This is a genomic window from Asanoa sp. NPDC049573 (genome assembly GCF_040676615.1).
Lineage (GTDB): Bacteria > Actinomycetota > Actinomycetes > Mycobacteriales > Micromonosporaceae > Asanoa.
Map to the genome: position 1 here is coordinate 470,358 of NZ_JBFAPI010000002.1, position 21,718 is coordinate 492,075.

The 21,718-nt window shown below is 71.2% G+C and carries 21 protein-coding genes and 1 pseudogene; 6 read left to right on the forward strand and 16 right to left on the reverse strand.

Annotated elements, in window-relative coordinates; translation table 11 throughout:
• Nucleotides 1-17 precede the first annotated feature (17 nt).
• The 6 genes from AB0J74_RS05780 to AB0J74_RS05805 form a co-directional block, all read right to left on the reverse strand.
• Nucleotides 18-497, reverse strand: coding sequence for a helix-turn-helix transcriptional regulator (locus AB0J74_RS05780; RefSeq protein ID WP_363445072.1), 480 nt, complete (start codon nucleotides 495-497; stop codon nucleotides 18-20).
• A 226-nt stretch (nucleotides 498-723) separates the two neighbouring features.
• Nucleotides 724-1,707: a porphobilinogen synthase gene (hemB, locus tag AB0J74_RS05785; RefSeq protein WP_363445074.1), complete on the reverse strand. Its 984-nt coding sequence runs from the start codon at nucleotides 1,705-1,707 to the stop codon at nucleotides 724-726.
• On the reverse strand, nucleotides 1,707-3,287 hold the full coding sequence (locus AB0J74_RS05790) for a uroporphyrinogen-III synthase (protein ID WP_363445076.1): 1,581 nt from the start codon (nucleotides 3,285-3,287) through the stop codon (nucleotides 1,707-1,709). Before AB0J74_RS05790 ends, hemB begins: the two co-directional genes overlap by 1 nt.
• Nucleotides 3,284-4,210 (reverse strand): hydroxymethylbilane synthase, encoded by a 927-nt coding sequence (gene hemC / locus AB0J74_RS05795; RefSeq protein ID WP_363445078.1) that lies wholly within the window; start codon nucleotides 4,208-4,210, stop codon nucleotides 3,284-3,286. Before hemC ends, AB0J74_RS05790 begins: the two co-directional genes overlap by 4 nt.
• Nucleotides 4,207-5,514: a glutamyl-tRNA reductase gene (locus AB0J74_RS05800; RefSeq protein ID WP_363445080.1), complete on the reverse strand. Its 1,308-nt coding sequence runs from the start codon at nucleotides 5,512-5,514 to the stop codon at nucleotides 4,207-4,209. Before AB0J74_RS05800 ends, hemC begins: the two co-directional genes overlap by 4 nt.
• Complete coding sequence (locus AB0J74_RS05805) at nucleotides 5,511-6,266, reverse strand: redox-sensing transcriptional repressor Rex (protein WP_363445082.1); 756 nt, start codon at nucleotides 6,264-6,266, stop codon at nucleotides 5,511-5,513. Before AB0J74_RS05805 ends, AB0J74_RS05800 begins: the two co-directional genes overlap by 4 nt.
• Before the next feature lie 300 nt (nucleotides 6,267-6,566).
• On the opposite strand from AB0J74_RS05805, the gene AB0J74_RS05810 reads away from it, so the two are divergent.
• Together AB0J74_RS05810 and AB0J74_RS05815 are read left to right on the forward strand one after the other, a co-directional pair.
• Nucleotides 6,567-7,874, forward strand: a complete 1,308-nt coding sequence (locus AB0J74_RS05810; RefSeq protein ID WP_363445084.1) for a sensor histidine kinase — start codon at nucleotides 6,567-6,569, stop codon at nucleotides 7,872-7,874.
• Between the two features lie 58 nt (nucleotides 7,875-7,932).
• A complete protein-coding gene (locus AB0J74_RS05815) occupies nucleotides 7,933-8,577 on the forward strand; it encodes a response regulator transcription factor (protein ID WP_363445086.1) in 645 nt (214 codons plus the stop codon).
• Here the strand turns inward: AB0J74_RS05815 and AB0J74_RS05820 are convergent.
• Genes AB0J74_RS05820 through AB0J74_RS05830 form a run of 3 tightly spaced genes read right to left on the reverse strand, consistent with a single transcriptional unit; the run spans nucleotide 8,574 to nucleotide 10,994 of the window.
• Nucleotides 8,574-9,221: an HAD hydrolase-like protein gene (locus tag AB0J74_RS05820; protein WP_363445088.1), complete on the reverse strand. Its 648-nt coding sequence runs from the start codon at nucleotides 9,219-9,221 to the stop codon at nucleotides 8,574-8,576. The genes AB0J74_RS05815 and AB0J74_RS05820 overlap by 4 nt on opposite strands.
• Nucleotides 9,218-9,460 (reverse strand): glutaredoxin family protein, encoded by a 243-nt coding sequence (locus AB0J74_RS05825; RefSeq protein WP_363445090.1) that lies wholly within the window; start codon nucleotides 9,458-9,460, stop codon nucleotides 9,218-9,220. The genes AB0J74_RS05820 and AB0J74_RS05825 overlap by 4 nt, the downstream gene beginning before the upstream one ends.
• A complete protein-coding gene (locus AB0J74_RS05830) occupies nucleotides 9,453-10,994 on the reverse strand; it encodes an AMP-binding protein (protein ID WP_363445092.1) in 1,542 nt (513 codons plus the stop codon). The genes AB0J74_RS05825 and AB0J74_RS05830 overlap by 8 nt, the downstream gene beginning before the upstream one ends.
• Nucleotides 10,995-11,451: 457 nt before the next feature.
• On the opposite strand from AB0J74_RS05830, the gene AB0J74_RS05835 reads away from it, so the two are divergent.
• The 3 genes and pseudogenes from AB0J74_RS05835 (at nucleotide 11,452) to AB0J74_RS05845 (ending at nucleotide 14,764) form a co-directional block, all read left to right on the forward strand.
• Nucleotides 11,452-12,519 carry an ECF subfamily RNA polymerase sigma factor, BldN family gene (locus tag AB0J74_RS05835; protein ID WP_363445094.1) on the forward strand — a complete coding sequence of 356 codons (1,068 nt, stop codon included), beginning with the start codon at nucleotides 11,452-11,454 and terminating at the stop codon, nucleotides 12,517-12,519.
• 124 nt (nucleotides 12,520-12,643) lie between these two features.
• A pseudogene (locus tag AB0J74_RS05840) lies at nucleotides 12,644-13,510 on the forward strand (DUF5667 domain-containing protein); the annotation flags it as partial.
• A gap of 378 nt (nucleotides 13,511-13,888) precedes the next feature.
• Entirely contained in the window at nucleotides 13,889-14,764 is an 876-nt protein-coding gene (locus AB0J74_RS05845) for an HAD-IB family hydrolase (RefSeq protein ID WP_363445096.1), read from the forward strand.
• Between the two features lie 126 nt (nucleotides 14,765-14,890).
• On the opposite strand, the gene AB0J74_RS05850 is transcribed toward AB0J74_RS05845, so the two are convergent.
• From AB0J74_RS05850 to AB0J74_RS05875, 6 genes are all read right to left on the reverse strand, one after another.
• Nucleotides 14,891-15,961, reverse strand: coding sequence for a lysophospholipid acyltransferase family protein (locus AB0J74_RS05850; protein ID WP_363445098.1), 1,071 nt, complete (start codon nucleotides 15,959-15,961; stop codon nucleotides 14,891-14,893).
• 46 nt (nucleotides 15,962-16,007) lie between these two features.
• A complete protein-coding gene (locus AB0J74_RS05855) occupies nucleotides 16,008-17,069 on the reverse strand; it encodes an NAD-dependent epimerase/dehydratase family protein (RefSeq protein WP_363445100.1) in 1,062 nt (353 codons plus the stop codon).
• 113 nt (nucleotides 17,070-17,182) lie between these two features.
• Complete coding sequence (locus AB0J74_RS05860) at nucleotides 17,183-17,284, reverse strand: AURKAIP1/COX24 domain-containing protein (RefSeq protein ID WP_007465623.1); 102 nt, start codon at nucleotides 17,282-17,284, stop codon at nucleotides 17,183-17,185.
• 217 nt (nucleotides 17,285-17,501) lie between these two features.
• The gene (locus tag AB0J74_RS05865; protein ID WP_116068240.1) at nucleotides 17,502-17,708 is read right to left on the reverse strand and encodes a helix-turn-helix domain-containing protein; all 207 of its coding nucleotides are present in this window, start codon (nucleotides 17,706-17,708) and stop codon (nucleotides 17,502-17,504) included.
• A gap of 203 nt (nucleotides 17,709-17,911) precedes the next feature.
• Nucleotides 17,912-19,222, reverse strand: a complete 1,311-nt coding sequence (locus tag AB0J74_RS05870) for a hypothetical protein (RefSeq protein ID WP_363445102.1) — start codon at nucleotides 19,220-19,222, stop codon at nucleotides 17,912-17,914.
• Nucleotides 19,223-19,275: 53 nt separating this feature from the next.
• On the reverse strand, nucleotides 19,276-20,196 hold the full coding sequence (locus AB0J74_RS05875) for a proline dehydrogenase family protein (RefSeq protein WP_363445104.1): 921 nt from the start codon (nucleotides 20,194-20,196) through the stop codon (nucleotides 19,276-19,278).
• A gap of 137 nt (nucleotides 20,197-20,333) precedes the next feature.
• Between AB0J74_RS05875 and AB0J74_RS05880 the strand changes: the two genes are divergently transcribed.
• Nucleotides 20,334-20,867, forward strand: coding sequence for a CGNR zinc finger domain-containing protein (locus tag AB0J74_RS05880; RefSeq protein ID WP_363445106.1), 534 nt, complete (start codon nucleotides 20,334-20,336; stop codon nucleotides 20,865-20,867).
• 28 nt (nucleotides 20,868-20,895) lie between these two features.
• Here AB0J74_RS05880 and AB0J74_RS05885 read toward each other — a convergent pair whose 3' ends face one another.
• Complete coding sequence (locus tag AB0J74_RS05885; RefSeq protein ID WP_363445108.1) at nucleotides 20,896-21,696, reverse strand: sugar phosphate isomerase/epimerase; 801 nt, start codon at nucleotides 21,694-21,696, stop codon at nucleotides 20,896-20,898.
• Nucleotides 21,697-21,718 lie beyond the last annotated feature (22 nt).

Below are 21,718 nucleotides of genomic sequence, written 5' to 3' on the forward strand. Positions count from 1 at the left end.
CGGGCCGGGCCGCCTCGCTATAGGCACCACTCCGGCCGCAACGGCGGTGGCGGAACATTGCGGTATTGCTTGACCCGGACCTCCCACACACTTCGCCACCGCTGCTGATCCCGCAGCCGGCGATCGCGGTAAAACGTCTCCGGCGGCCGAGCCAGCCCGTAGGCGTCACCCCACCACTCGCCCCGCACCGGATCGAGAATCACGTCAAGGTGAGCAGGAAACCGCCGCCCACCCCCATTGACTGTGTTGTCACTGTCAATCATCGGCCACAGCCGCCGATTGTGCGGATCGATGACAACCACCCGAAACCCACAGGCGCCGAGCAGGCGCTCCATCATCGCGAGGCTGGGGTTTGACTCGCCCGACTCAACTTTGGCGACGGTGCCGTGGCTGACGCCGGCCTTGGTCGCCAACTGACGCTGGCTGAAATCGGCCCGCCGGCGCGCAGCGCGCACGAGCCCGGAAACCGCAAGTGCGGGACTGGCCTGCCTGCTCATCGCCAAAGCATGCAACTTGCACCGCCCACCCAGCCCCGCCGCGACAGAACCTGTGGACAACCAAACCCCTGTGGACAACCCACCCCGCCCCACCTGTTTTACAAGCTTTGCTTTGCACCCCTGTAGGAAGCGCCCTGGTCAGGGCGCGCTTCCTACAGGGGTGCAAAGCAAAGCCTAGAAACAAGGGGGTCGGCGGCGGGCGCGGGGAGATCGAGTGGGGCGCTGGCTAGTAGCGGGAGCGGAGGAGGCCGGCGGCCTCGACAGCCCAGTACGTCAGGATGATCTGGGCTCCCGCGCGGCGGATCGAGGTCAGGGTTTCCAGCAGGGCGCGTTCGCGGTCTACCCAGCGGTTGGCTGCCGCGGCCTCGACCATCGCGAGCTCGCCGGAGATCTGGTAGGCCGCTACCGGGATGTTCACGGCCGCTCGGACCGCCGCGATGATGTCGAGGTTGGTCAGGGCGGGCTTGACCATCACGATGTCGGCGCCCTCTTCGACGTCTAGCGCCGCCTCGCGCAGGGCATCGCGGGAGTTGGCCGGGTCCTGCTGGTAGGTGCGCCGGTCGCCCTCCAGTGACGACTCGACCGCCTCGCGGAACGGGCCGTAGAAGGCCGACGCGTATTTCACCGCATAGGCCAGGATTCCGACGTCTTGGTGACCCGCCGCGTCCAAGGCCTCGCGGATGACGCCTACCTGGCCGTCCATCATCCCGGACGGGCCGACCATGTGGGCGCCTGCCGAGGCCTGGGCGACCGCCATCGTGGCGTACGACTCGAGGGTCGCGTCGTTGTCCACCCGACCCTGGTCGTCGAGGACGCCGCAGTGGCCGTGGGAGGTGAACTCGTCCAGGCACAGGTCGCCCATGACGACCGTGGCGTCGCCTACTTCCGAGACGACGTCGCGGATCGCCACGTTGAGGATTCCCTCGGGGTCAAGGCCGCCGGAGCCTTCCGGGTCCTTGTTGATCGGGACGCCGAACAGCATGATGCCGCCGACGCCGGCGCGGACCGCCTCCGCCGCGGCCTTGCGCAACGACTCGCGGGAGTGCTGCACGACACCCGGCATTGAGGCGATCGGGCGCGGTTCGGTCAGGCCTTCCTTGACGAACATCGGCAGGACCAGTTCCGACGGTGCGAGCTTGGTCTCCTCGACCAGGCGGCGCACCGCCGGGCTGACCCGCAGTCGCCTGGGGCGCACTGTCGGGAAGGACATCAGCGGAACCTCAGCGCGGTCGGGCCCTGGACCTTCGAGCCGCGGCGCTGCTTCGCCGGCATCGCCGCGAGCTTTTCGCGGAGTTCCACGGCGTACGACGCCAGGGCCTCGACCAGATCCGGGACTGACGCGTGCGCCGGCTGGACGTCGACGCGCAGGCCGAACTCCGTCGCCGTCTCCGCCGTCTTCGGGCCGATCACCGCGACCACCGTGCGGGTGTGCGGCTTGCCGGCGATGCCGACCAGGTTGCGGACCGTCGACGACGACGTGAAGAGGACCGCGTCGAAACCGCCCGACTTGATGGCGTCGCGGATCTCGGCCGGCGGCGGGGCCGCGCGGACCGTGCGGTAGGCCGTCACGTCGTCGACCTCCCAGCCCAGCTCGGTCAGGCCCGCGGCCAGCGTCTCGGTCGCTATGTCGGCGCGCGGGAGCAGCACCCGGCCCACCGGGTCGAGCACCTCGTCGTGCGGGGAGAACTCGGCCAGCAGGCCCTCCGACGACTGCTCGCCGGCGGGCACCAGCTCGGGCTGGATGCCGAAGGCGCGAACCGCGTCGGCGGTCGCCTCGCCGATGCAGGCGATCTTCACGCCGCCGAAATGGCGGGCGTCGAGGCCGTGCTCGCCGAACTTCTCCCAGACCGCGCGGACCGCGTTGACCGAGGTGAAGAGCACCCAGGCGTAGCGGCCATCGACCAGGCCCTTGACCGCCCGCTCCATCTGGGCCGGGGTGCGCGGCGGCTCGACGGCGATGGTCGGCACCTCGCACGGGATCGCACCGTAGGCGCGCAGCCGGGCGCTCATCGCGCCGGCCTGCTCCTTGGTGCGGGGTACGAGCACCTTCCAGCCGTACAACGGCCGGTTTTCCCACCAGCTCAGCTTGTCGCGGTGGGTGACGCCGGCGCCCAGGGTGAGCACCACGCGCCCGGTGAAGCCGAGCGCGGCGGCGACGAAGCTGTCGACCGTCGAGGTGGTGGTGAACTGTGTCTCGCCGGTGCCGTCGCCGGTCACCCCGACCGGGGTGGTCCCGTCGAGGCCGGCGGCCAGCAGCCCGTCGCGGAGCGTCGCCAGGTCACCGGCGTCGACCGCGAGCGCCAGCGAGTCACGGGCGACGGCGGTGGCCAGTGCCTCGAAGTCGAGAGACGAGACATCATCCACATCAGCGGCGGTACGCAGGCCGGGCAGCGGCACGCCCGCGTAGGTGGCCACCCCCTCGGCCTGGCCGACGCCCGGCACGACCTCGAAGTGCACGGCGGTGCGGGCGACGGCCTGCACCTCCTTGACCACCGAGTCGTGCCCGAACGGGTCGCCGGCGACCAGGTGCACCGCGGAGAGCCCAGAGCGCGCGGCGGAGAGCAGCACCTTGGCCACGTCTCCGGACGCGCCCTCGGCGGGCGTGAACTGCGCGTCTTCCTTGGCCTCGGCGCGGATCGTCGCGAGCAACGACTCCGGCACGCCGCGGTCGTAGATCACCTGGTCGGCCTCGACCAGCGCGTCGTGCGCCCGGCGGGTCAGCAGGCCCGGGTCGCCGGGCCCCGCCCCGACGAACGCGATGTGGCCGGCGGGCTTACGGGTGCGGGTCATTCTGTGCTCCCAAACAAGGTATCGGCGCCACGGTCGAGGAGTTCGGCGGCCAGAGCCTTGCCGATCTCCGCGGCGGCGGCGGGCGTCCCGGTGCGCGACAGCCGGATGGCACGCTCGCCATCCGGGCTGATCACCGCACCGCGCAGGTAGATCTCGTCACCGTCCTCGCCCTCCGCGAGCTCCGCGTAGGCGGCGACCGGTGCACTGCACCCGGCCTCCAGCGTGGCCAGCAACGCCCGTTCCGCGGTGACCGCGGCCCGGGTCGGTCCGTCGTCGAGCGCTCCGAGCTCTTCGACCAGGTCATGGTCGTCGTGGCGGCACTCGACCGCCAGCGCACCCTGTGCCGGCGCGGGCAGCATCAGCATCGGGTCGAGCGTTTCGGTGATCTCGTCGGCACGCCCGAGGCGGGCGATCCCGGCCCGGGCGAGGACGACGGCGTCAAGGTCGGCTTCCGGGCCGGTGACGCGCCGGATCCGGGTGTCGACGTTGCCCCGGATCGGCGTCACCCGCAGGGGTAGCCGCAAAGCGTTGAGCTGGGCGATCCGCCGCACCGCGCCGGTGCCGACCAGGGCGCCGTCGGGCAGGTCGGTGAGCGTGCGGCCGTCACGGGCGACCAGCGCGTCGCGCGGGTCTTCGCGCACCGGGATGGCGGCGATGTGCAGTGCCGGCGGCACGGCGGAGGGCAGGTCTTTGTAGGAGTGCACGGCGAAGTCGATCCGGCGCTCCATCAGCGCGTCACGCAGCGCCGACACGAACACGCCGACGCCGAGCTGGGCGACCGGCGCGGTCGACCGGTCGCCGGCGGTGGTGATCTCCACCAGCTCGACGGGCCGGCCGGTGGCCGCGGTCAGCGCCGCCGCGACGGTGCCCGACTGGGCAAGCGCGAGCTTGCTCCCCCGGGTGCCGAGGCGCAACGGGGTCATGTGGGGTCTCCCAACGGTGGGACGTCGTCGACCTGTGCGGTCTGCGGGACCTCGAGGTCGAAGAGCTGCCGGAGCAGCGTGGCGTATTGGTCGCCACCGGGCGCGGCGGCGAGTTGCCGGACCTTGACGGTCGGCGTGTGCAGGAGCCGGCGGACCACCCGGTGGACGGTGTGCGCCACCTCGGCCCGCTGCTCCTCGCTCAAGTCTGGCCGGCGTTGCCGCAACCGGGCCAGCTCGGCGGTGACCACCTCGTCGGCCTGGGTGCGCAGGGCGGCCACCGTCGGTGCGACGTCGGCGCCGCGCAGCCAGCCCACGAACGACTCGACCTCGGCCTCGACGATGCCCTCGACCGCAGCCTCGTCGGCGGCGTGGTGGCCGGCGCGCAGCTCGGCGGCGAGGGTGTCGATGTCGACTACGACGACGCCGGGCAGCCCGGCGACATCGGGCTCGACATCGCGGGGCACGGCCAGGTCGAGCAGCACGAGCGGGCTGGTGCGGCCCGGCAGGGCGGCCGAAACCGTCTCCCGGGTCAGCACCGGCTCGGTGGACGTGGTCGCGGCGATCACCAGGTCGACCTCGGCCAGCCGGCTGGACAGCTCGGCGATCGGCACGGCGCTGGCGCCGTAGGCCGTGGCCAGCCGGGTCGCGCGCTCGGCGCCCCGGTTGGTCACCGAGATCGGACCGACGCCCAGCCGCGACAGCGTGGCGACCGACAGGGCGCCCATCGCGCCGGCGCCGACGACCAGCGCGGGCCGGTCGGCGAGGCCGCCGGGGAAGTGCGAGGCGGCCAGGTCTAGGGCCGCGGTCACCACGCTCTGGCCGGCCTTGTCGATGCCGGTCTCGGCGTGGGCCCGCTTGCCGACCCGCAGCGCCTGCTGCATCAGCTCGTGGAGGGTGCGGCCGGCGCTGTCGGCCTCGGTGGCGACGTGGTAGGCGTCGCGGAGCTGGCCGAGGATCTGGGCCTCGCCGATCACCATCGAGTCGAGCCCGGTGGCGACCCGGAAGGTGTGCTCGACCGCGGCGGCGTCGTGGTGCACGTAGAGGTGGTTGGCGAGCTCGGCCGGCGCCGAACCGGCGCGCTCGCCGAGCACGGCGCAGATGTCGCCCAGGCCGCCGTGGAAACCGCTGACGGCGGCGTAGATCTCGACCCGGTTGCAGGTGGAGAGGACCACCGCCTCGCGCACATAGGGCTGCGCGAGCAGTTGGTCGAGCGTGCCGGTGAGGTCTGCCGCCGGCACCACGAGGCGCTCCAGCGCGGCGACCGGTGTGGTCTTGTAGGAAGCGCCAACCACGATCAGGCTCATGTGCCCACCGCCTCTTCCGTTCCGGTCGCCGCGAGCCCGTTGGGGCTCCCGTATCCACCCGGCAGGGCGGTCAGGGCCGACTTGCGGTGTTCGTGGAAGGAGAGAATCTGCAGCTCGATCGCCAGGTCGACCTTGCGGACGTCTACTCCTTCGGGCACCGAAAGCACGCAGGGCGCGAAGTTGAGGATGCTGGTGACGCCGGCCGTGACCAGGGCATCGGCGACGTCCTGAGCGGCGGCTGCCGGCGTGGCGATGACGCCGATCGCGATCGACTCGGCCGCCGCCACGGTCGCTAGCTCGGAGATGTGCAACACGTTGAGGCCGTTTATCGGCTCGCCGACCCGCTCGGGGTCGGCGTCGAAAAGTGCCGCGATGCGGAAACCGCGGCTGGCGAACCCCGCATAGCCGGCGAGCGCGTGGCCCAGGTTGCCGACGCCGACCAGGGCGACCGCGCGGCGCTGGGTCAACCCCAGGGTGAACTCGATCTGGTCGATCAGCAGGGCCACGTCATAACCGACCCCACGCGTCCCGTACGAGCCGAGATGGGATAGGTCTTTGCGCAGTTTCGCCGAGTTGACCCCGGCCGCCGTGGCCAGCGCTTCGCTCGAGATGGTGTCGCTGCCCACTTCGGCGATGGCGTGCAACGCACGAAGGTATTCGGGCAGGCGGGCCACCGTCGCCTCGGGCAGGTCCGGTAGGGCGGGCACGCCGCCGGACCGTCCGTTGGGGCCTCCAGGGCGGTGCTGGCTCATGCGACTCCGTGGTGCGATCGTCCGGCTGGCCCGCGAGCGGGGGGCCCGCGGCAAAGCGCGGTGACCGGCTGTGTTAACGGGATTCGTCGGGGTCTCAGCCTAGGCGCTTGTGAACTCGTGCACAAATCGCGATCTTGGTCGCTCGACAATCACCTATCCCCCGACCCGATTATTGCGTAAAACGGACTTGTGCCACCACTCACCAGGCACGGGTACCGGTCGGGGGTACGGACAGCCCTACCCTGAAGAGGCAAGCGGACGGGATGGGGGTGAGCGGGGCCGATGAATAGCGTCGATGGCATGACAACAGCCGTCGTTTCCAGCCCCGCGGGAACCTCTCCCGTGGCCCACCGTGGCATCTTGCGCCAACTCATGACCGATTCGGCGTACGTCATCGTGGGCTTCCCGCTGGCGATCGCCGGATTCGTCGCGGTGCTGGTCGGTCTCGTGCTCAGTGCCGGCCTGATCGTCACCGGCATCGGCCTTCCCGTGATGGCCGGCGCCCTGCTGCTCGCCCGGGTCTTCGCCGACCTCGACCGGCTGGCCATCGGCCCGGTGCTCCGGCTGCCCCGGGTCCGTCCCCAATACCGCACCGCCGAGCCCGGCTCGGGCCTCTTCCGCCGGGTCATCGCGATCATCGGCGACAGCCAGTCGTGGCTCGACGCCGTGCACGCGGTGGTCAAGTTCGCTCTGTCGATCATCGCGTTCGTGCTCACCGTGGTCTGGTGGGCCGGGGCGCTGGGCGGCATCACCTACTGGGCCTACGACTGGGCGATCCCCCGCAACCCCGACGAGGTCGACCTCAACACCCTGCTGGGCCTGGGCAGCGGCACCGGCCCGCGGCTGCTGCTCTACACCGCTATCGGGGTGTTCTTCCTGCTCATCCTGCCGATCGTGGTGCGCGGCGCGGCCCTGCTCCAGGCCAGCTTCGGCAAGACGATGCTGACCGGCGTCGCCGAGATGCGCAGCAAGATCACCACGCTCGAGGGGCAGCGGCGCGCCGCCGTCTCGGCCGAGGCGACCGCCCTGCGCCGGCTTGAGCGCGACATCCACGACGGCCCGCAGCAGCGACTGGTCCGGCTGGCGATGGACCTGGGCCGGCTTCAGCAGCAGTTCGACCACGACCCCGAAGCGGCCCGCCGGACGATCGACGAGGCGCTCACCCAGACCCGCGAGACGCTCGACGAGTTGCGTTCGCTGTCCCGCGGCATCGCACCGCCGATCCTGGTCGACCGCGGCCTGCCCAGTGCCCTGGCCGCGCTCGCCGGCCGCGGCGTGATCCCGATCGACCTGGCCATCGACCCGGCGCTGGGCACCCCGAACGGCAGGCTCGACCCGGCCCTGGAGAGCGCCGCCTACTTCGTGGTCGCCGAGTCGCTGACCAACGTCGCCAAGCACAGCCGGGCGGAGATCTGCCGGATCGCGGTGACCCGCGAGGGTGAGGCGCTGCGGGTGGAGATCTCCGACGACGGCGAGGGCGGCGCACACGTCTCCAAGGGCCACGGCCTGGCCGGCCTGGCCGACCGGGTGCACGCCGCCGGCGGCCGGCTGACGGTGACCAGCCCAACCGGCGGCCCGACGCTGATCCAGGCGAACCTGCCGATCTGATCGCACCATCGCGAAGGGCCCCTTATCGAGAGGTGGCCCTTCTCACTAGGCTCAACCGGTGCGCATTGTGATCGCCGACGACGCCGTGCTCCTCCGTGAGGGCCTGGTCCGGCTCGTGACCGAGCACGGCCACGAGGTGGCCGCCGCGGTCGGCGACGGGCCGAGCCTGGTCGAGGCCATCGTCCGGGAGAAACCAGACGTGTCGATCGTCGACGTGCGGATGCCGCCGTCGCATACCGACGAGGGGCTCAAGGCCGCGGTCGAGGCGCGCCGCCTGGTGCCCGGCACCCCGGTGCTGGTGCTCTCGCAGTATGTCGAGGTCTCCTACGCCGACGACCTGCTGGCCGACCGGGCCGGTGCGGTCGGATATCTGCTCAAGGACCGGGTGGCGGCGATCACCGAGTTCCTCGACGCGCTCGCCCGGGTCGCCAGCGGCGGCACGGTGCTCGACCCCGAGGTGGTCGCCCAGTTGCTGGTCCGGCGGCGGCGCGACGACCCGCTGCGTGAGCTGACCGCCCGCGAGCGCGAGGTGCTCGGGCTGATGGCCGAGGGCATGTCCAACACCGCGATCGCCCGCAAGCTGGTGGTCAGCGACGGCGCCGTAGAGAAGCACGTGCGCAACATCTTCACCAAGCTGCAATTGCCACCCGACGAGGAGCAGCACCGCCGGGTGCTGGCCGTGCTGACCTACCTGCGGGGCTAGAGCTCGGCGGCCAGCTTGACGGCGTCGGTGAGCGTGCCGGCCACCGGGTGCCCCGACGCCCGCAGCCGCACCTCGTCGGTGAACCCGCCGGTGTAGAGCACGCAGGCCGCGCCGGCCGAGTGTGCCGCGTCGGCGTCGTCGATCGAGTCGCCGATCAGCACCACGGCCGCGCCGTCGAGACCGAGGGCGGCCAGGTGCGACTTGAGGTGGTCGGCCTTGTAGGCGCGATCGCCGCCGAGGGCGGGCCGCAGCCCGTCGACCCGGCGGAACCGGCCGTCCAGGCCGTAAGCCGTCACCGCGGGCACCAGGTCGTCGTGGAACCACATGGACAGCAGCGACTGGCTGCCCGCCCAGGACCGCATCGCCGTCATCGCGTCGTCGGCCAGCGCGCAGGTGGTCAGCCGCTCCCGGTAGGCGTCGTGGAAGATCGCGTCGAGCCGGTCGAACTCGTCGGCGTCGACCGCGCGGCCGAGCACGGCGGCGTAGAAGTCGGCGACCGGGCGGATGAACTGGCGGCGGTGGTCGTCGGCCGTCACGGCCGGCCCGCCGACCGTGGCGAGCGCGTGGTTGGTCGCGGCGACCACGAGGTCGAAATCGTTGAGCAGGGTGCCGTTCCAGTCCCAGACCAGGTGCGTACGCGTCACGAGGACGACTCTAGATCTCGAGTCAACCGATCTTCCTCGACCCGCCAGTAGCCGTGTTCGGCCCCGTCGAGCAGCACTACCGGCAGCCGGTCGCCGTAGTCGCGTTCGAGCTCGATGTCGTCGCTCACGTCGAGCTCGGTCCACTCCTCGCCGGTGCGGGCGGCGACCCGGTCGAGCGCCGCGCGGGCCGCGTCGCACAGGTGGCAGTCGGCCCGGGTGACCAGAGCCACTCTAGGCATCGTCGCCCCGCAGCTCCGCCTTGCGCACCTTGCCGATCGCCGAGTGCGGCAACTCGGCGACGAACTCGAGCGCGGTCGGCATCTTGAACCGGGCGAGATTCTGCTCCGCGTGCCCGAGCAGCTCCTCCGGGTCGACATCGGTGCCGGGCGCGCGCACCACGAACGCCTTGACGGTCTGACCCGTGTAGGGATGCGGCACACCGATCACCGCCGCCTCGGCGACGCCGGGATGCGCCTCCAGCACCTGCTCCACCTCACGAGGGTAGACGTTGAAGCCGTTGACGATGATCAGCTCACTGCGGCGGTCGACCAGGAAGAGGTCGCCGTCGGCGTCGGCGTAGGCGATGTCGCCGGTCGCCCACCAACCGTCGGCGTCGGGCCCGTCGCGACCGTCCGGCCAGTAGCCGTCGAACAGGTTGGCGCCGCGCACGACGATCTCGCCGGGGTCGGTCTCCGGCGCGCCGACCTCCAGGTCGAACTCGTCGCCATCCACATCGGAGAGATCCGACACCGCGGAGCCGTCCGGCGCCACCAGGCGCAGCTCGACACCCGGGATGGGCCGCCCGATGGAGCCGGCCTTCGGCTCCGGACTGGCCAGGGTGGAGGTGACCACCGGCGCGGTCTCGGTCAGCCCGTAGCCGACGAAGACCGGACGCGAGGTCGCCTGGGTGAACCGCACCGCGGTCTCGGCGTCCAGCGGCGCCGCGCCGGAGACCGCGACCCGCACCGTCGCCATCAACTCACCCAGGTCGGGCAACAGCGACCAGGCCTGGAACATCGAGGGCACACCGACCAGCCCGGTCACGCCGTGCCGGGCGATGACGGCGAGCGAGTCGGCCGGGTCGAAGCGCTCGATCAGCACGCCGGTCGCGCCGTGGTAGGCGACCGCGCCCAGCCCCGAGTTGAGCCCGTAGGCGTGGAAGAGCGGCAGCGCCAGCAGCACGACGTCGTCGGGCCGGACCACGGTCGGGGTGATCTGGTCGACCTGCTGGTGGTTGGCCAGCAGGGCGCGGTGGCTGAGCATCGCGCCCTTGGGCCGGCCCTCGGTGCCCGAGGTGTAGAGCAGCACGGCCAGAGCGTCGTCACCGGTCCTGGCCGCGGCCGGCGGCGCGGCCGGACCATCGTCCGGCAGCTTCTCGAGTACCCGCGCCAACTCAGGCAGATCTCCGCGGACGCCCTCGACCAACCGGGCCACATCGGGGCTGGCGACCAGCACCGAGGCGCCCGAGTCGGCGAGCACGTGGCCGAGTTCGCGGGCCGTGTAGTGCGGGTTGACCGGCACGGCGACCAGCCCGGCGCGCAGAATCGCGAACAGTGACACGGCATAGCGAGGTGAATTCGGCAACGCGAGCGCAACCCTGGCGCCGGTCGGGAGGTTAAGCCCGGTGAGCGCGGTCGTGGCGGCATTGACGCGACGGTCGAGCTCGCCCCAGGTGAGCGTCGTGTCGTGCCAGATCAACGCGGGCTTGTCGGGTGTCGCGGCAGCGGCCGCCGCCACCCGGTCGGCAAGTGTGTCGGAACGGCTGTCCACCACGGACGCAGAGTCTGGCACAGTGTCGCCGAACCTGGCCACGGGTGACGTTCGCGGCGTTGTGCGAGTGTGCGTCGCGATCCCACCGACGGGACTGTAAGCACGAGCCGACGAGGCGCCCGCGTGTCGCCGATCGGGCAAACCGCCCCTCGTACATCGGCGTGTCGCGATTCGGCGTGTCGCCCGCTTTTCGCAGGTGATGGCCGTAGCTCTGGCGAGGGGCCTATATGCGGCAGCGGACAAGATGTGCGACACGTTCAGGTGGTATCGGGAAATACTTCGGCTCTGTGTAACGGACTCCCCACACGTGGGTGATGTTGGCCCCTATCATCCTTGGGTCGGCTCACCCCTTTTGTATGTGAGTCGCACCCCTCATCCCCGAGGAGGCCGCTGTGCCCATAGACGCGCTTCATGAGCACCTATGCCCGAGTGCCCCGGCACACGGCCAGGAGGGCGGCAAGTGACGGCTTACAGCTATGCCGGTGAGGGCCTGATGAGCCGCGAGCTGCTCGACGCCCGGCTCGCCCTCAACGCCGGCCTGACGGCCCTGCGGCGGTCACTGCTGATCGAGATGCGGAGCGTGACCGGAAGGCTTCCCGACGCGACCGCGTCGGGACGGCTGAGGACGTCCAGCCTCGATATCAGGGGCGACGGATCCACCTGGCGTGGCGACGGTTCCGTCGCCGACGGGGGCGCCCGGCGGACCCGCAACAAGCCGCACACCGACATCCCCGGGCGACCCGTGGGCCCCGGCAGCAACAGCAAGCAGGTCGGCGGCGGCCGGGTCGGCACGCCCAACCGGCCCACCATGCCCGCACAGCCCGGCGTGGGCCAGAGCCCGGCGGAGATCGGCGAGACCGCCGTCATCCCGGCGGTCACGGTGGTCCCGCCGATCACCGAGCAGCGCACCGGCGGCTCCGGCGGCACGCCGCCGCCGTTCCCCTCCCGCCCCGACCCCTCCGATCCGGCCACCGAGGTGTGGGCGCTGGTCGAGCGGGCCCAGGCCGGCGAGGCCGAGGCGTTCGGGCTGATCTACGACCGCTACGTCGACACGGTCTTCCGGTTCGTCTACTTCCGGGTCGGCAACCGGCAACTGGCCGAAGACCTGACCTCCGACACGTTCCTGCGGGCCCTCAAGCGCATCGGCAGCTTCACCTGGCAGGGCCGCGACCTCGGCGCCTGGCTGGTCACCATCGCCCGCAACCTGGTCGCCGACCACTTCAAGTCGGGCCGCTACCGGCTCGAGGTGACCACCGGCGACGTGCTCGACGCCGACCGCGAAGACCGCGGTCCGGAGGGCAGCCCGGAAGCCGCGGTGGTCGACCACATCACCAATGTCGCCCTGCTCACCGCCGTCAAGCAGCTCAACCCCGAGCAGCAGGAGTGCATCGTGCTGCGCTTCCTGCAGGGCTTCTCGGTGGCCGAGACCGCGCAGGCAATGGGCAAGAACGAAGGCGCCATCAAGGCACTGCAATACCGTGCCGTCAGAGCGCTGGCCCGCCTCCTGCCGGACGGGTTCCAACCGTGAGCGGTGGCGGCCGCCCCGTAACTTTTCGTGCCTTCCGAACGTTGGATTCGATGCGACCGGTGGTGGATCCGAAAGGCGTCTGCCCCGGCATCACTGTCGTAACCAGCGAAGGGAGGTGCCCGCGGTGAACTCCGTGCTTTTCCACCGGCGGCGTGCCGAGCGCTTCGCCCAGCTTCTCGACGAGGCCGACGGTGGCCGTCGTCACCACGTGCGGTCTCCGGTCGACAACGATCTCGCGGATGTCGTGGCTGTCGGGCATCGGGTGTCGGCGCTCAAGCACTCGGTCGACGTCGACGTCGATCCCGAGTTCCGGATGAGTCTGCGGGCGATGCTCGTCGCCGCGGCCGAGCGCGAGGGGATCGGCAACATAGCCGACACCGGCGCGACCGTCGATCTCGAGGCGTTCCGGGCCGCGGCCACCGCACCGAAGCAACGGGCCCGCCGACTGCGCACCCGCGGCGCGATCCTGGCCGGCGTCGCCGTCGGCGCGATCGCCATCTCGGGCATGTCCGCGGCCAGCGAGAACGCTGTGCCGGGCGATGCGCTCTACGGTGTCAAGCGCTCCACCGAGCGGGCGCAACTCGCACTCGCCAGCTCCGACCTGTCCAAGGGCCAGCTGTTCCTCGACTTCGCCCGCAACCGCCTCGCCGAGGCGCGCGCGGTCAGCGACGGTGACGGGTTCGCGCGGGCGCTCGACGATATGGACGCCAACACGACCGAGGGCGTCAAGCTGCTCAACACGGCCGCGACGCAGCGGCGCGACACGGCGGCGCTGGACGCGGTCGACGCGTTCCTCAAGAAGCAGCGCACCGAGGTCGGCAGCCTGCTCGACGGCACCACCGACGCACGCCACGAGCGCGCGCTGACCTCCGTCGGGCTGCTGCTGTCGGTGGAGAAGCGCAGCGACGAACTGCGCCGCTCGCTCGCGTGCGATGCCGAAGCCTCCACCCGGGCCGACGCCCTGGGCCCGCTGCCGGGTTCCTGCCCGGCGGGCACCCCCGGTGCCGACGCACCGGCGACCCAGCCGCAGAACGGCGGCTCGGGTGAGGCCAACGACGTGCGGCCGGAGAAGAGCGACCCGAAGCCGGGCTCGTCCGACACGCCCGCCGCACCCGGCTCGGCCGACCGGCCGGCGTCCAGCCCGGCGGCTACGTCGCCGACCCCGACGCCGAGCCACGACGGCAACGTCGTCGAAGACCTCGGCGATCTTCTCGGCGGCCTCGTCCCCTGACGGCCTACCACGATCGGGGCGTTCTCCACCTCGGGGAACGCCTCGATCGCTGAAGAGGTGCGATCGGGCGGATACCCTCGCATGAGGCGGTGACTTGTCGGCGGCGCCGCCGCCGCCGGGCAAATCGGAGGTATCTGCGTGGCATCGGAGCACCGGCTGACCATCAGCACCGACGCACACGGCCACACCGCCGGCTGGGCCCAGGCCGAGCTCGAAGCGGCGCTCGAGGTCGACATCGACAAGAGCACGGCCGCGTTCTTCGACATCGACAACACGATGCTGCAGGGCGCCTCGATCTACTGGATCGCCCGCGGGCTGGCCGCGCGCCGCTACTTCACCACCACCGACCTGGCCCGGTTCGCCTGGCAGCAGGCCCGCTACCGGCTGCTGGCGGCCGAGCACGCGGGCGATATGTCCCACGCCAAGAAGGTCGCCCTGGCGTTCATCGAGGGCTGGCGGGTCGACGACATCGAGCGGCTGACCCAGGAGATCTTCGACGAGCTGATGGCGCCGCGGATCTGGTCGGGCACCCGCGCGCTCGCGCAATTGCATCTCGACGCCGGCGAGCGGGTCTGGCTGGTGAGCGCCGCGCCGGTGGAGATCGGCCGGATCATCGCGCAGCGGCTGGGTCTGACCGGCGCGATCGGCACGGTGGCCGAGGTGATCGACGGCGCCTACACCGGCCGCCTGGTCGGCGACCTGATGCACGGCCCGGCCAAGGCCGACGCGATCGCCCAACTCGCCAACGTCGAGGGCCTCGACCTGCGCCGGTGCACCGCCTACAGCGACTCGGTCAACGACCTGCCGATGCTCCAGGCGGTCGGCAACGCGGTGGCGGTCAACCCGGACAGCGGCCTGCACCGCACGGCCCGCGAGCGGGGCTGGGACATCCGCGACTTCCGCACGGGCCGCAAGGCGGCCAAGGTGGCGGTGCCGTCGACGCTGGCCGCGGGCCTGGTCGCCGGCGCGATCACCACCGTCCTGGCGGTCCGCCGCCGCCGCCGCACCAGCTGATCTCCCTTGCTCTGCACCCCTGTAGGCAGCACTTGAACGTTCGTTCAGCTGCTGCCTATCTTGATGCAGAGCAAGCGTCAGCGGCCGAACGGGTCGGGCTGCTGCCTATGGGGTGCATAGCAAGCGTCAGCGGCCGAACGGGTCAGGCCGGCGTTCGAGCAACGTGTGCAGCGTCTGCTGGATCGTCTCGCGGACCTGGTCGGCCAGGTTGAAGACGACCAGCGGGTCGTCGGCCTGGTCGGTGAGGTGCGCGGTGGGGATCGGCGGGGAGAACTCGATCAGCCACTTGCTCGGCAGCGGCAGCAGGCCGAGGGGCCCCAGCCACGGGAACGTCGGCGTCACCGGGAAGTAGGGGATGCCGAGCAGCCGGGCCAGCGGCTTGATGTCGGCGAGCATCGGGTAGATCTCCTCGGCGCCGACGATGGCGGCCGGCACGATCGGGGTGCCGGTGCGCAGCGCCGCCGAGACGAAGCCGCCGCGGCCGAAGCGCTGGAGCTTGTAGCGCTGGGCGTATTGCTTGCCGACGCCCTTGAAGCCCTCAGGGAAGACGCCGACCAGTTCGCCGCCGCGCAGCAGGCGTTCGGCGTCGGGGTTGCAGGCGACCGTGCCGCCCGACTTGCGGGCCAACTCCGACACGATCGGCATCCGGAACACCAGGTCGGCGCCGAGCAGGCGGAGGTGCCGGTGGTTGGGCGTGCGGTCGTTGAGGGCGGTGGCCAGCATCACGGCGTCGAGCGCGACCGTGCCGGAGTGGTTGCCGACCACCAGCGCCGGGCCGTCGACCGGCAGGTTTTCGACACCGAAGACCTCGGTGCGGAACCAGTCGCGGTAGAGCAGCCGCAGCAAGGGCAGGAACACCTTGTCGGTGAGCTCGGCGTCGAAGCCGAACTCGTCGACCTCGTAGTCGCCAGCCAGCCGGCGGCGCAGGAACGCCAACCCCTTGGCGACCCGGTCGTCCCAGACGTCGCCGGGCTCGTCGGCCACCGCCGGCGGCAACGGCCCGGACGACGGCTTGTGCCCGTTGTGCTGGTGGCTCGACGGACCCGAGCCGTTGGCAATGGGCGGATCGACGGTGAAACCGCCGGCCGGCAGGCCGGTGCGGGAGGTTCCGTTGGTCTTCTGCGCCGGCGTCCGGCGGACGGCCTTGTGCGTGGTCTTCCGCGGCGGCCGGTCAGCGCGGCCCTGGTCGTCTGTCATCCGTGTGCCTCGCTTCGCTGCGCGCGGCCGGCCCGCGACAGAATCCTCATGGCTTCTCCTGCACGGTCGCGCGGGCCTGGCGGATCCCGTCGAGGATGGCCCGTTCCGCCAGCGCGAGCTGTTCGCGGCGGAGCACCGCACCGCCGCGATGGCCGGCGACGAAGTCGTCGAAGGCGTCGGCGGTGGTGCGCGGCGTGTAGTCGAACTCCTGCACCAGTTTGGTGGTGTCGACCACCCGGCCGTGGACGAACAGGTCAACCTGGTCGAGCCCGTAGCCGCTGCGGCCCAGGTTGCGCACCAGGTTGGAGGCCGCCGACAGGCCCGGCTCGATGACCGGAACGGGTATCCGGCCGGCGCGGCGGATCGCCTGTGACAGGGAGAGCACGCCGGCGCCGGCGACGTTGAACGTGCCGGGATGGTCGTCGAGGACCGCCCGGTGCACGATCTCGATCGCGTCGTCGATGTGCAGGAACTGCAGGCGCGGGTCGCGGCCGAGGACCGTCGGCACCACGGGGCGCGCGAAATAGCGGGTCAGCATGGTGTCGGTGCCCGAACCGATGAACGGCGTGAACCGCAGCACGGTCGCGGTGACGTCGGTGCGCCGCCGGCGGAACCCCCGGACGTAGCCCTCGATGTCGAGGATGTCGCGGGCGAACCCGCCGCGCGGCACCTCCCGCGGCTCGGTGTCTTCGGTGAAGACGGCCGGGTCGCGGAACGACGCACCGTAGGCCGCCGTCGAGGAGCGCATCACCAGCTTGCGCAGCCGGGGTGCCTTCTGGCAGGCGGCCAGCAGGTGCATCGTGCCGATGACGTTCTGCTCTTTCATCGCCGCCCGACCGCCGTTCTGCGGATCGGGCGCCGTCGCCAGCGCCAGGTGCACGACCGCCTCGGCTTCGAGGTCGGCGATGACCGTGCTCGCCGAACCGGCGTCGCCGCGCACCTGCTCGACCCCGTCGAGCAGGTGGGCGAACTCCGGTGGCGGCGCATGCGGATCGAGCCCGACGACACGGCCGATGCGGCCGTCGGCGGCGAGCCGGGCGGCCACGTGCGCACCAAGGAACCGGCTGACGCCGGTGACGACAACCGAGCCTGTTGGTCGCGACCTCACGTTGGCCTCCGGTTCGAAACTCAGGAGGGTGCCGCGCGGACGCGCCGTGCCGCAGGTCTGGACGTCAGATCCGGGCCGGCGGCCCGAACTCAGACCTCAGGCCCGGGACGACGTCACTTGCCGAGACGACGACGCTGGACGCGGGTCTTGCGCAGCAGCTTGCGGTGCTTCTTCTTGGCCATACGCTTGCGGCGCTTCTTGACCACCGAGCCCATACGACAGCCCTCTCCCAGTGAACGTGCGACATGCGTCGGACGTCACGGGGACGTGAAGGCCGACGGCCAGCTGACTTCGGATCCGACCTGGCCTGCGGGCGCATTGCACCACAGCAGGGTCAGAATCGCGATCCAGGGTACGCGTCGACCGTCTCCCCGACCAAAGCGACCCCGGCCGCGGGGCCCGAAGGCCCCGCGGCCGGCTCCCCAGTCGCTCTTATGCGGACTCTTGGAAGGCGCCGCGTAGGTATTCGTTCACGGCGTGTTCCGGAACCCGGAACGATCGACCGACGCGCACCGCGGTGAGATCACCGGAATGCACCAAGCGGTAGACCGTCATCTTCGACACCCGCATCAAAGTCGCCACTTCGGCGACCGTGAGGAACTTGACCTCCGACAGCCTGTCGGCCTGTGGTGATGCCATGGCTCACCAACCAATCCATCCCCGGCGCGCGCCGTCAACGCGCGTGTAGCTAGTACGGTAGCGGTGCGGTTGTTACCGGCGCGATGCCTTCACCGCTTTGATCATGGTTCGTCAAGCCAACTCACCGAGTTTTCCCGAAATCTACCCCTAAAGGGGACATCTCAGACGGGCCGATTCCCAAGATCACGCCGAGCTTGCCAAGATCACGCCGCCGCGGCCCGTACCGCCGCCACGCATTGATCATTGAGCAGCGCCCACGGCTCGCCGAAGACCTCCTGGCTCGCCTCGTCGATCTCCAGCCCGTCGTGGGTGAGCGCCTTCAGGAAGGCCAGCACGTCGGCCTCGCCGAACCGCTCCGCGAGCTGCCGGACGGCCAGGTAACCGACGCCGTAAGCGCCGGCCACCTCCCAGTCGGCGGCGTTGTCAGCGATCTTGAGATCCTGCAGCGGCCCGGCCCAGTTCCGCTCCCGAACCAGCCGGCGCACCTCTTCGATCCCCTCGTAGGACTGCGGCGACGCGCCACCCGAGCCGGCCAGTTCGGCGATCCCCTCGACCAGCCACCAGGCCGACGCCGGGAAGCCCGTCGGCGGCATCGTCGAGGCGTGCGTCATCTCGTGCCGGAGCAGGTCGTCGAGGTTGTTGTGCTGCGGCGCGGCCGCGTTGACGACCACGTCGATCTGGCGCCCGCCGACCGGCAGCGCGTAGCCCGCGGTCCAGGCCGGCCGCTTGCCGCCGAACCAGCGCTTCCATTGCGCCGCGCCGGCGTAGAACACCTCGTAGTGTGCCGGTGGCGGCCCGCCCACCGTGTAGCGGTCGGCGACCACCGCGGCCTTCTCCGCCTCGGCCAGCAGCGTCTTGAGCTGCCCGCGCAACGCCGGCGTGGTGGCCACCATGACCCGCTTGCCGGTCGCGACCACCATCGGGTCGACCTCCCAGGGCCGGGGGCCGTCGTAGGTCGACATGGACGGCTCGACACCGACGAGCTTGAGCCCGGCCGCGGTGTCGGTCCAGACCGTCCCGTAGGTGATGGTCATTGGCTTGCAGCCGGGCTCGACGAAGCAGTGGTCGACCTCGACCAGGGTGCGCCACTTGTTGGTGCCGACCGACGAGGGGATCGCGTCGGCGGTGGGCGTCCAGTGGGTCACCTTCATCGCCCGCAGCGAACCGAACTGCTGGCGCAGCGTCGCCGCCGCCGGGCTGGCCGGGTCGGCGATGGCGAGGAAGCCGGCCTGGTCACCCTTGAGCAGCGCGGCGCCCTGCGCGGTCAGCGCGTCGCCGATCCGCTCGCGCAACCAGGCGGCGGTGACCCGCTCGGCGTCGCCGGCGACCGGACTGCGCGCCGGCTCGGCCTTGGCGGCCGGGGTCGCGGTCCAGGCCGGGCTGCCCAGCCCGCGGAAGACGACCACACCGACCGCGACCGGCGCGACACACAGCACGAGCGCGACCACCAGGCCGATGGGGAGCCACAGGGGCCACCGCCGGCGTGGTGCCGGCGCACCTGTCTCCTCAGCCATCCGGGGGAGATTAAGGCCGTCCACCCGATCGAGGGATCAGCTGTTCGGATGAGTTACTTTCGCGATTTCATCGCGCGGGCGAAGAACAACAGGTTGGCCGGGCGCTCGGCGAGGCGGCGCATCATGTAGCCGTACCAATCGTCGCCGTAGGGCACGTAGACCCGCACGCTGTAGCCCTCGGCGGCCAGCCGCTGCTGCTCGTCGGGGCGGACCCCGTGCAGGAGCTGGAACTCGAACGCGTCGGGGGCCCGGTCGAACCAGCGGGCCCGGTCTTCGCCGATCGCGATCAGCCGCGGGTCGTGGGTGGCCAGCATCGGGTAGCCCTCGCCCGACATCAGGATGTTCATGCAGCGCACATAGGACTTGTCGACCTCGACGGCCGACTGGAACGCCACCGACTCGGGCTCCTTGTAGGCGCCCTTGCAGAGCCGCACCCGGGAGCCCGGCCCGGCCAGCTCGCGGCAGTCGGCCTCGGTGCGGCGCAGGTAGGCCTGCAGCACGGCGCCGGTGCCCGGGTAGTCCAGCCGCAGCTTCGCGAGAATCTCCAAGGTGGAGTCGGTCGTGGTGTGGTCCTCCATGTCGAGGGTCACCGTCGTGCCGGCATCGGCCGCCGCGGCGCAGATCTGCCGCGCGAGGTCGTAGGAGAGTTGCTCGTCGAACTTCTGGCCGAGGGCCGAGAGCTTGACGCTGACCTCGGCCGCCGGGGTCAGCCCGGCACCCTGCAGGGCGGACAGCAGAGCCAGGTATTCGGCCTTGATCCCGGTCGCCTGCTCGGGGGTGAGGGTGTCCTCGCCGAGGTGGTCGAGGGTGACCCGCAGGCCCCCGGCGACCAGGTCGCGGGTGGCGTGCAGGGCGTCATCGGCAGTGGTGCCGGCGATGAACCGGCGGACGACGTCGCGGGTAAGCGGAGCCGTCTCGACGAGCCGCTCGACCCGGGATGACCGGGACGCGGCAAGGATGACCGATCGGAGCATGACGGCAGCGTAACGCCCACGGACGCGGGGTTCTCGGCGAGCGCCTCGTCCCACCATGATCGCTTAGCGGAGTGGCACCGTCGCAGAGTGACCCGACGGACGAGGCACCCGGGTTCCGCGTCGTCTACGGTTGTCGGGTGAACTTCGATGCGTACGCGCGCACCGCCGTTGACCTGGTCAACGCCCCGATGGAGGGGATCGACGACCTGCGGGCCGTTTTCACCTCTGACAACGTCTGGATGCGCGACGAGGTCACCGAGCGTGACGTGGCGGCGTTCCGGCGTGCTCAGAAGCGGCTGCGCGACGTCTTCCTGCTCGGCAGCGCCGGTCGCGACACCGAGGCGGTCAACGAGATCAATACGCTGCTGAAGGACCATCCGGTCCAGCCGCGCATCTCCGGCCACGACGCCAGCGACTGGCACATGCACGTGACCAGCCGCGGCGCGTCGGCCAGCGCCGAATACCTCGCCGCCGCGGTCTGGGGCCTGGCCGTCTGGCTGACCACCCACGGCAGCGCCCGGTTCGGTGTCTGCGCCGACGACCGGTGCGGCAACGTCTACTTGGACACCTCGTCCAACAACTGCCGGCGGTTCTGCTCGGAACGCTGCGCCACCCGCTCGCACGTGGCGGCACACCGGGCCCGCAAGCGGGCCACGTTGGCCGGCGTCTAGCCGGCACAGGCCGACAGCCGGCGTTTCGTCAGACTTTCGCCGGTGCCGGAAGGTGCTGGCGGGCAAACTCGAGCGCGGCCCGAAGATCTGCCTCGCGGACCGCGCGGCTCTTGGCGCCCCGGGTGTTGACCTCAACCGCGATCGACCCGCGGAAACCCCGCCCGGCGAGCGACTGGAGCAGCTCGCCGCAGGGTTGGTTGCCGCGACCGGGCACCAGGTGCTCGTCGCGCCCCTCGCCGCTGCCGTCGCCCAGGTGCACGTGCTTGAGCCCGTCGCCCATCGAGTCGGCCATGGCCAGCGCGTCGGTGCGCGATGCCGCGCAGTGCGACAGGTCGAGCGTGTAGGCGTCGAAACCGGCCTCGGTCGGGTTCCAGCCCGGCTGGTAGGGCACGAACTCGCGGCCCGCCATGCGTACGGGGAACATGTTCTCGATCGCGAAGGTCAGGTCGCTGTGCTTGTGTGCGATGCGTTCCAGCCCCGGCTGGAACGACCGGGCGTAGTCGCGCTGCCAGGTGAAGGGCGGGTGCACGACCACGGTCGGCGCCTCCACCGCCTCGGCGAGCTCGGCCGCGCGGCGCAGCCGCTCCCACGGGTCGGAGCTCCACACCCGCTGGGTGACCAACAGGCACGGCGCGTGAACGGAGAGCACCGGCACGCCGTAGTGGGCGGCGAGCCCGCGCAGGGCACCGGCGTCCTGGCTCACCGCGTCGGTCCAGACCATGACCTCGACGCCGTCGTAGCCCAGCGCCGCGGCCATCTCGAAGGCCGCCGCGGTCGGCTCAGGGAAGACCGAAGAGCTTGACAGGAGTACGGGGGAACGCGAGGTCACGACTGTCAGGGTAGCCCTACGT